The organism is Spiroplasma poulsonii (genome assembly GCF_009866525.1).
GTDB lineage: Bacteria > Bacillota_I > Bacilli_A > Mycoplasmatales > Mycoplasmataceae > Spiroplasma > Spiroplasma poulsonii.
Genome location: NZ_CM020866.1, coordinates 363,947 through 374,159, shown reverse-complemented (window position 1 = coordinate 374,159; position 10,213 = coordinate 363,947). Strand labels below are relative to the sequence as shown.

Sequence of the window (10,213 nt, the reverse complement as noted above, 5' to 3'; positions counted from 1 at the left end):
TGACAACGAGCATTTAATTATAAATATTCACTGCAAGAAAAAGAACTTGAAAAGAATTAAATTTAAATAATCAACAACCAATAATAGTTAATTTACAAACTGATATTAGAGATATTAAAAAAGAAAGTGATAATAATGCTTAATCATTTTACTTATTTGTTAGAAACGCCTTATTGGTTATTACAAAATAGTAATGTTGGTGATAAATATCCATTTGCTAAAAAATATGAATTAGTTAATGAAATTAATCAAATTGGAACACGATATAGTGGTAAAACTATTTCAAATATTAAAATGTTTGGTGAATTATTAAAAATTAGTTTATTGATTAAAGAACCAATTTGTATTATTGCTAGTATGTATTGAAGTAAAGATTTAAAAGATAGTGTCTTTCAAAACATATGAAATATGTTAGATGAAAATAATATTTCTTATACTATTAATTTATCTAATTTTACTTTTACTTTATCAAATGGGAGCAAAATATATTGTAAAGGTTTACATTCACCAAGTCGAAAAGAAAAATTAAAAGCTTTTGCTGATTTAAATAAATATAAATTAGTTATTGATTGAAGAGAAGAATGTGATCAATTTCAACAAAAAGATTTAAGTGATTTAGAATTTGCTATTCGTGGTTATCAAAATAAAATAACAATTAATACATGTAATCCTGAAAGCTTAAAAAGATATATTGTTGGTTATTGTAATGAATTATTACCTTTTAATGAAGAAATAATGCGTAGTAAATATGAACAAATTAATTATATTGAAAAATGAAATATGAAGATTATTATTCATTATTCTAGTTGAAGACTTAATTATGAATTACCACAAGATAAAGTTAATGAACAATTAAGATTAGAACAATTAGATATTGAAAGAGCAAGAGTATGAAGTTGAGGACTGCCTGGGAATACTAGTGGTTCAATTTTTGCAAGATATATTGATATTATGCAAGCAACAGATATTATTCAACCAACTAAATTATTAGGTGGTGTTGACTTAGCAAACTCTACTAGTCCCAAAGGACATACAACAGCATCGAGCTTTTGAATATATAATTCATTTGATAAAAAAGCCTATAAAGTTGCTGAATATACACACTCAAATGCTACGCAACAATTTAAAGGACCATTAGAACAAGTAAAAGATATTTTAGAGTTTTACAACAATCAATTAAACCAATATTTTAATTTAATACAACAAGGAATATCAATTAATGTTGATGATAGTGCTTATGCAACATTAGAAAGTTTAAATAGAGAAAAATATAATTATACTTTTGGTCAATACATGAATTTTAAACCAGCACAAAAGCAGAAGTTTAAAATAAAACATCGTGTAGAAGCATTTACAATGTTAATAAATACTAATCAATTAAAATGATTATGAGAAAAATGTCCTGTAAGTAAAACCCAATATGAATTAATTCAATGAGAAGATAAACCCGATGTAAGAGAAGAACGAATGTTAGATTTATATGATGATACATTTGATAGTGATTTTTATGCTTTACACTTTGAATTAATACCAATGGTTAAACATAATAGTTCATCCGATTATAAATTATGACAACAAAGGGAGTGATTAACTTAATGAAAAAAGATATTTATGTAATACATGATGAACGTGTAATAAATGCAAAAAGACCTTATATGTCTGTTTGTGGACAAGTTAAAAAAAGACTTTGTCAAGAATTAAAAAAAGATAATATAGCAATATGTAAATTAAATTTATATAACGAATATATTAAGAAATATCAAAAAATTAAAGTATGTGTACAAGTTTTATCAAATGAACCAAATTTATTAACAGTAAATATTATTAATTATGCACTTATTTTAAAATTAAAGGAGCAAAATAACAATGAATAATACTTTCCCTAGTTTACCAAACTTAAATGATATTAATAGTGTTTTAAAATTTTATAATTATGATTGAACTATTAATTTAGCAAATATTATTGCTCGCCATCAAATGCGACTAGTAAATGGTAAAGATATTTTATTTAAGTCTCATCGTAAAGACATTTTAGAAAAATTAAATTGATGATATGAAACTTATAAAATAAAAGAAAAATTAGATAAAAATGAATTAACAGCCAGTTTAATGGGTAAAACTATCTTTGGTTTATTAGAAACTAGTGATGGCAATATTGATTTATGAATTAACCCATTTAACTTTACTTCAAGAGTAAGCAAAATAAATGAAATTGAACAAGGTGCTGATATTTGATTAAATTATCATCAATCAGATAGTGGTTTTATTTTAAATTTAATTTGTACCAAAGATAAAATAATTATTAAAGGTTGACCAAAAAATAATGAAGTAGTTGTTGGGCAAAGTAAAACACAAATTAAAGATGATGTTAGACCTGTTTTAGTACAAGAATTTAAAAACAAATTAGGTATTGTCCCTTTTTGAGAAATGATTAATGAACCTAATCCATTATTTTTATCAACTTCAACAACATTAAACCCATGGCCTACTATGGCAAATTGTTATAAATTACAATTTGATTTAGAAGATAGTTTTAATATTAAATCAAAAGAAAGATGAGCAAATCGTACTCATTGATATGGGGTATTAGATGATGATTTAATGACTGCTTATAACAAAGGCAATAAAAAAGTATTACAAGATGCTTTTGATGATATTTTTATTCAATCAGGTCAATCAGCAGTAGATGGTCAATTATCACAATCTTTACAAGTAGTACAAGGTACACCAACCTTAGAAACATATACCGAAGACGAAAAATCAATTATTGAACAAGTATATTTAGCATGTCATTTTTCTAGTCCTTTTGGTGATAAATCAGATAATGACCAAAATAAAACACAATCTTTATTAACTAAAACCAAAGATTTAGAAAAACAAGCATATTTACAAGCATATCGTAAACAATATTATACAAAGATGTTTGATACTGTTTTAAAATATTATGGTTTATGAGATGGTGTTGGTGAACGACCTTATGGTTTTGATTTTGTTAGTGCTAGTTTAGTTGACCAAATGCGACAAAATGAATTAATTACTGCTAGATTAGATAATGGCACAATGGAACCAATAAGAGCAATTACTGAATATGATAATATTGATGAATTAGAAGCAAACAAATATTTTGAAAAAATAGAAAAATGACAAGATAAAATGCAAACCAAAGAAATTGAACATAATAATAAATTACTAGAATATGATGAAACTGGTAATAATCAAAATGCCTTACAAGGTAGAACAGAAATTAAGGAGAATTAACAAATGAGTAGAATTAATCCCGGAGTTATCGAAGAATTAAGAAGACAAGCCCACGATACTTTAATAGATATCAGAGAAAACATAAAAGACAATCGTCATTGAATGGTATTTCCTTTTAATGTTTATAGTTCATATATCCCTGATACTGAAACAGGATGAAAACCTAATAATGCAAAACCAAGTGATTATGGTAGTTATTCACGCATATTTGATAATATGGAAAGTACTATTGCTCAATGACAAAATAGTTTAAAAATAGTACAAAAATATAAAGGTGAAGAAATTAATATATTAACGATTGATGATTTTAATAAACAGCCAATTAATTCAACTATATGAGCCAATAATGAAACACCATTTGCTATAAAATTAAAAGATGAAAATAATAATGTTTATTGAAAATTAATTGATGGTGAAAATATTTATGATATTAATAGAATGCTAGAATACTTAAAGCAATATAAATTAAGTTATTTTATGAATAATGATAATAAAGCAGATAATTTTTATACTAAAGAAGTTAAGGTTGGGAAATATTGAGATGCTTATATGATTGATGATAGAAGTTCAATTCAATTTGGTGAAGCTAAATTTGAACAAGTATTTACTCAACAATCAACTGAAAGACAATATACTTTATTAATTTTAGATGAAGATGTCAATAAATTAAATATTAATGATTATTATAATTTTTATACTGTATTTAATGACCGTGGTTTAAATATTGGTGGGGGTAATATTAATTCTGCACCACAAGATAGACAATGATTATATCCATCTAATGTTATTAATTATTATTCACCTTATGATGGTAGTTTTTTATGACAAGAAATTACATTTTCAAGTATTAATGACAAAATTAGTAATAGTGGTTTATCAGTAAGACAATTTATACAAACAAGTGCCCCAGGTGAAGGTTATTGTTTTCCTAAAATAACTTATGATGAAAAACTAAATAAAGGTATTGTTGAATTAGATGAAGTTTTATTAAAAGACCCGGGGGTTAGAGCAATGGCAGTTAAATTTTATGGTAATCCTATCTTTTTTGATATGCCTGTAATTGGTCGGCCAATTATTAAAGGTCAATTTAATAAAAAAGTTATGAATTCAAGAGATTTATTAATGTATAACATGTATCCTTGTCCACCCGACAAAGTTAATAATTATGCATCACCAGAAGTAAGCTGATATAACATTCAAGGTATTCAACCAACAATGATAACTGGTTATGAAGATTGAAAAAAAGATATGGAAAGTAGATATGATTTTTGAAAACAGAAAAATAGTGAGGGCATTGTTATAACCGACCCCACTACTACATCAGCAACTAATTCTAGTGTTGGTAGAAATATTCATAAAGAAGATAAAAACTCTAAATTTTATTGATCTAAAGATTGAAAAATAACACCACCAAACAAAATAAAAGTAAATGGCGGTAATGTTGATAATATTATTAGTACTCAAGCATCATCATATTTTAGAAGAAAAGATGAATTTGGTAATACAGTAGGTCAAGTTCAAATTGAATATAGCAAAATGGGTTCATGTAATGTTTGAGATATTTTAAATATGAATAATTTTATTAATCGCCAAGTTACCGTATTACCTTTAAACTATACTCAAAAATTAGTATTTAATCCTTTTACGATACCGGGCGGTGTTGGTAAATTCTTAAACTTTATTTCCTTTGGTATTCCATGAGGATGAGTAATTAACAAAAATGAAAAATCATGACCTAATTTTCAATGATTAAATGGCTTTATGAGTGCTAATATTTATAGTTTTTATAATGATGCATTTTGATCTGAAAATTCAAAAGGTAAGGGTTATTTACCCTTTGAAATATTTAGAGAACAAGGAAACGACAAAGTTGGTGCTATATTTGGTGCAAATGCTACTAGTTTTAGTTTTACTACTTTATTAACTGATAAATTAAAAGGTCCTGTTTTAACTAAAGATGGTAAACCAACAAGTGAATTAATTTATTCAACTTATAATTTAAAACAATTAAATCAAAAAACTAACCAAGTTTATTTAATTAATGAATTAGTAAGAGCAGTAGATTTACAAACACCAGTTAGTGATAGTGAAAAAGATAATAATTGCGAATTTTTACAAACACCTGATGGAACAAATTGTAGCTATATTATTGATATGTTTTCAATCCAAGCATTATATAAAGGTAATTTTGAAATTATCTTTTATGCTGATAACCCATATACTAACAATGAAGAAGATTACTTAAAATTATCAGTATGAAGTTTTCGTGGAAAAACAAAAAGTACATTAAATAATTATTTACGCGATATGACAACTAATTATAAAACTAGTTTCTTATTACCACATGACTATGAAATACCAACATTTAATTACCCAGAATATGTCTTGCCACCAGTACCATATAACTATAAACCTTATACAAAAGATATCTGAGATGCTAAAACAGGACAAGCATTAAAAACTAAAATTACAGCACCACCACAATGTAAAAAAGCACAACATTATGGTACTACTGTTAATTTATTTTCTGATGAATTTAATGAAGGTTATTGTGAAATCGAAATTGATTTAAGACAAATTGACCCAACAATTCAAAGTATTAGTAAATTTAAAGATGCTTATAAAACAATAGAAATAAGTAATCTTAATAATTTACAAGTTAGGTGTTTTAAACCTGAAATAGAGCGATTTATTAAGTATAGAAATATTAATCTTCTAGGCGGGGCTAATAGTTGCGATTTTAATAGTGGTTTATTGTCTAATATAACTTTAAAAAGGGAAGGTTTACCACAAAATGATAATATTAATTTTGATAATACTATAACTTTATATACTGATAATATAACTAATGAAGTTCAAACATTCTCTACTGCTTCTACTACTGGTTTACCAAGTGGAAATTATAAAAGCATTTATTATACAGAAAAAAGTGGAGCAGTTAATTTTTTACTTCAAATAACAAAATTATCTGATAATGATGATAATAAAATTAAAGAAACATATTTACAAGCATATTATACTAATGATATGAAATTAAAAATTAGATTATCAAAAGTATTATTTGCTCAGTTATTATTGTTGGCTCAAATTAACTTAAATTATGCAGGTAATAATAAAGATATAACAATAGACCTTAATGCTTTGGGTGTATTAAATATCGTAAATAACAGTGATAATCCTATTAAAATCACAATTACACCAAGGTAAAAGAAAAAGAAATGTAAAATCTCTTTTTTATTCTCCTTTAACTTTTACATTACCATCGTTATCAACAATTAAATCAGGTTCTTGTTTAGTTAAATTTCAACGATATACTGAATTAATATACTTACTTTTACTACTTCAAGGGATTTTTATATTTTCTGAAAAAATATCTGTTGTTAAAACTGGAAAACTAGAATCGATATAAAAGTATAAAGATAATGTAGAATTATTTAATTTATCAATTTTTTTTTCATTTCCATCTTCTAATTTTGTATCATTATTAAACTTACTTAAATATCATTTTTGATTTTTATCACCACACCATACTACATAATAATATTTATCATCAATCTCATTAAATGGCTTTTCTTGTGGTGCTATTCATTCTAAATTATCTTTAATTTCTTGGTTAGTAGTATTTATTTTGTTTTCTTCTTTTTCTTTTTTTAATTTTTCTAACCATAATTGATCTTCAGTTTTACACCCAACTAAACTTGTTGTACTTGTTGCTACTAATGAGATTACGCCAATTATACTTAATAATCTTTTCGTTTGATTATTTCCTCTTTTATTATCAATTAAGTGAGTATATTGAAACCGTATAATTAACATTTATATTTCCCGTATAAGTATTTGTATCAAAAGAATTGATAATTGCATTGTTATTACTAATATTTTCAACGTTAATTTTTGTGATATCTAAATTGCTATACATTTCTTTTAGTTTATTTTTAATTTGTTGTTTTGTTGGATTAGATAAATTTTCAGTTTTAAATTCACCTAAATTATTATTTGTAATAATTTTATTTAAATTAACATTAGATATAAAAGTAACGACTACTTTACCACTTAAAATATCTTTTCTTTTAAAATTTATTTTTGCATTTGCTGTTGTTATATCACTAACTTCAAAATCATTTATACTATTTTCTAAATTTTTATTTAATTCTTTTAATTTATTTTTAATTTCTTGTTCTGTTGGTTTATTAACACCATTAATTCTAATTAATCCTAATTCAGTGTTTTTAAAAACTGATTTTACTGGGTTACTATAATTAACATTTATTTCACCAGTATAAATACTTGTATCATTTGTTTTAACTTTGGCACTATTTAAACTAATATTTGTAATATTAATTTTTGAAATATCTAATTTAGGATTAAAAAGTTTTAAGGATTCTTGAACAATTTGGTTTGGTGTTCATCCACCAATTGAAAAATCTATTTCTCCCAAATTAGTATTTGTAATAACTTTGTTTATTGGTACAGATTTATTAACTGTAAAATTAATTGTTTTTTTACCACTAAAACCATCTATAGCGATTACGGCACTATTTTCAGTAATTTCTGTAACATTAATTTTATTAATATTTAATTTGGGATTTAATTCCACTACTTTTTCTTTGATTTGTTGTTCTGTTGGTTTATCAGCTCCATTAGTTTTAAAAATATGATTTTGTGTTTGTCTTTTTACTCTTATAGTTTGTTCTTTTTGATAAGGACTAGCGGCAATTGTTGTTGGTACAGCACTTCCACTAATTGTTAATAAGCTTAATAAACTTAGTAATTTTTTCATACTTGTATTTCTCCTTCTTATCAATTTCTATTGGCATTATATATATATATATATATATATATATATATATATATATATATATATATATACAAGCAAAATTATGAATTATTTTAAAAATTTTATCTTGAAAAATAGTTCTTATTACACGTTTTAAGGTTTAAATTAGCAACAAAATACATTAAGTTTAGTATTTGTTTATAAAAAGTATTGTATTTATAAACTATGGGTGTATAATTAAATTATGAGTTTAATCTTTTTCCATAAAAAAGGGTTTATGCTGACTTGTTAATCGAACAAGGATAAAAAAAGAGGAGTTTATAAAATGGCGCTTACAAAAGAACAATTAATAGAACAAGGTTTAAGTGAAGAAATTGCAGAAAATATCTTAAATCAGTTTAATAATGAAGCCAAACAAATTAGAGAAAGTGTGCAAAAACGCGAAGATGTTATATCAAAAGAAGACTTTATTAAATTATCTAATGAATTAGATGAATTAAAAGCCTTTAAATATGTTCCAACTACTAAAATTGAAGATATTAAAACTAACTTAGATAAAGTTAGTGGTAATTCTTTAACTGAAAAAATGCAAACTTTAAAAGAATTAAAACCTGATTTGTTTGTTGAAGAACAACCATCAGTTTCACCAACTAATTTTATTAAAGATATGATTGAAAATTCAGTTGAAAATAAAAATGATGAAATTGAAATTATTAAAGAAAAAGGAGCATATACTCCGGAAGAGATTAAAAAGATATCAGATTTCACACTTAAAAACCTTAGATAATAAGGAGTGAAAATTATGGCAACAATTAATTTGCCACAAGTACCTTTTACATTACAAGGTAATACAACAGGTCAAAAAGCCTATGTTGATATGGTTAATGCTTTATTGCGTGGACCTTTATATAATGAATATGCAAGTATTATGCAGTATGCAACAGCAACTGCCGAACAAGTTGCTTGATTACCTAATGCAGGACAAGCATTATATAATTTAACTCATCGTGTGGTATGACAAAATGATTATTCATTACCAAATGGTGGAGCAACTCAAACAATGGGATTAACAAGAATTCCAGTACCTATTGATAAAAGATTTAATTTAAAATTAATGAATGAGGCTTTTGATTTAGCATTAATAGAACAAAATATTAAAAATGGTGTTATTGCTGATGCTATTTCTAGTGTTGTACAGAATAAATTTGTTAATTTAGAATGTGAATTAATTCAGGCTATTTATGATTATTGTTTAGCAGATGGTCAATATGAAGTAATTCCATTTCGTAGTTATACAGCAGAAAATGCTGATGATGCAAATAAGGCATTCTTTACATTAAATGAAACTTTGATTGAATTAACTAATCAAATTAGTAATTTATATTTTGGATTGCCAACCGATAAAATGTTTATGGTTTTAGGACGAAGAGCATATTTAGGATTAACACCGGCTTATTTAAAAGTAATTGGTTCACAAGCTCAATTAAAAGCAATGGTTAATGGTGAATTATATGAAAATACCGCAATGGGAATTCCTGTATCAAAAAGTTTTCATTTAGAAAAAACATATACAAAAGGACAAGTTAACCGTGATAAAGGTTATAATTTTACTAATGTAAGTGGTTTAATTATTAATAAACAAGTATGAGCATATCCAATTAATATGGATACTATTCAACAAGTTTTAGATAATGATACTGCTAACCCTAAATGAATTGGTAAAGTACAATATGCAACACCAACAATTTTATATCCAAAAACATGTAAAATTATTTTAGAAAAAGAACCAACAATTGAAGAAAGAACAGCAGCTTACAATAATTTAAATAAAACATTTAGAGTACCAGTTGATTATGTAATTAATGAACCAACAACAAATAAAATTGATATTAGTAAAATTAATAAATTAGATAAACCAACTATTCATGTCACAGACCCAACAAAAGCAACAATCGAACAATTAAAACCACAATTTAAAGCTGTCGTTTTAAAAGCAGTAAAAGCGGTAGATAGTTCTTTAACTGAAAATGATTATGATTACTTTATTGAAAGTAAGGGTGAAGATTGACCAATTGATATTACAAATGATAAAGCAATTTCAGTTCAGATTGAGGGTAAAAACAACGCTACTGGTCAAACAAATCCAATTGATGTCGTAATTAAAAATACTTAATAAAC

8 protein-coding genes are annotated in these 10,213 nt (G+C 25.0%); 6 read left to right on the top strand and 2 right to left on the bottom strand.

The features are described 5' to 3' along the window. The first annotated feature begins 135 nt into the window (after positions 1–135). Genes MSROBK_RS02000 through MSROBK_RS01985 form a run of 4 tightly spaced genes read left to right on the top strand, consistent with a single transcriptional unit; the run spans position 136 to position 6,465 of the window. Positions 136–1,596, top strand: coding sequence for a PBSX family phage terminase large subunit (locus MSROBK_RS02000; protein WP_040092839.1), 1,461 nt, complete (start codon positions 136–138; stop codon positions 1,594–1,596). After that, complete coding sequence (locus MSROBK_RS01995) at positions 1,596–1,874, top strand: hypothetical protein (RefSeq protein WP_040093566.1); 279 nt, start codon at positions 1,596–1,598, stop codon at positions 1,872–1,874. Before MSROBK_RS02000 ends, MSROBK_RS01995 begins: the two co-directional genes overlap by 1 nt. After that, on the top strand, positions 1,867–3,258 hold the full coding sequence (locus tag MSROBK_RS01990) for a hypothetical protein (RefSeq protein ID WP_040092835.1): 1,392 nt from the start codon (positions 1,867–1,869) through the stop codon (positions 3,256–3,258). Before MSROBK_RS01995 ends, MSROBK_RS01990 begins: the two co-directional genes overlap by 8 nt. A 3-nt stretch (positions 3,259–3,261) precedes the next feature. Next, positions 3,262–6,465, top strand: a complete 3,204-nt coding sequence (locus tag MSROBK_RS01985) for a hypothetical protein (RefSeq protein ID WP_105628888.1) — start codon at positions 3,262–3,264, stop codon at positions 6,463–6,465. Between the two features lie 27 nt (positions 6,466–6,492). Here the strand turns inward: MSROBK_RS01985 and MSROBK_RS01980 are convergent, their stop codons facing one another. Both MSROBK_RS01980 and MSROBK_RS01975 read right to left on the bottom strand, forming a co-directional pair. Beyond that, entirely contained in the window at positions 6,493–7,074 is a 582-nt protein-coding gene (locus MSROBK_RS01980; RefSeq protein ID WP_105628887.1) for a lipoprotein, read from the bottom strand. Next, a complete protein-coding gene (locus tag MSROBK_RS01975) occupies positions 7,034–8,038 on the bottom strand; it encodes a hypothetical protein (protein WP_105628886.1) in 1,005 nt (334 codons plus the stop codon). Before MSROBK_RS01975 ends, MSROBK_RS01980 begins: the two co-directional genes overlap by 41 nt. 322 nt (positions 8,039–8,360) lie before the next feature. On the opposite strand from MSROBK_RS01975, the gene MSROBK_RS01970 reads away from it, so the two are divergent. Together MSROBK_RS01970 and MSROBK_RS01965 are read left to right on the top strand one after the other, a co-directional pair. Then, positions 8,361–8,822 (top strand): hypothetical protein, encoded by a 462-nt coding sequence (locus MSROBK_RS01970; RefSeq protein ID WP_040092582.1) that lies wholly within the window; start codon positions 8,361–8,363, stop codon positions 8,820–8,822. Positions 8,823–8,837: 15 nt separating this feature from the next. Then, positions 8,838–10,208, top strand: a complete 1,371-nt coding sequence (locus MSROBK_RS01965) for a hypothetical protein (protein ID WP_040092584.1) — start codon at positions 8,838–8,840, stop codon at positions 10,206–10,208. Positions 10,209–10,213 lie beyond the last annotated feature (5 nt).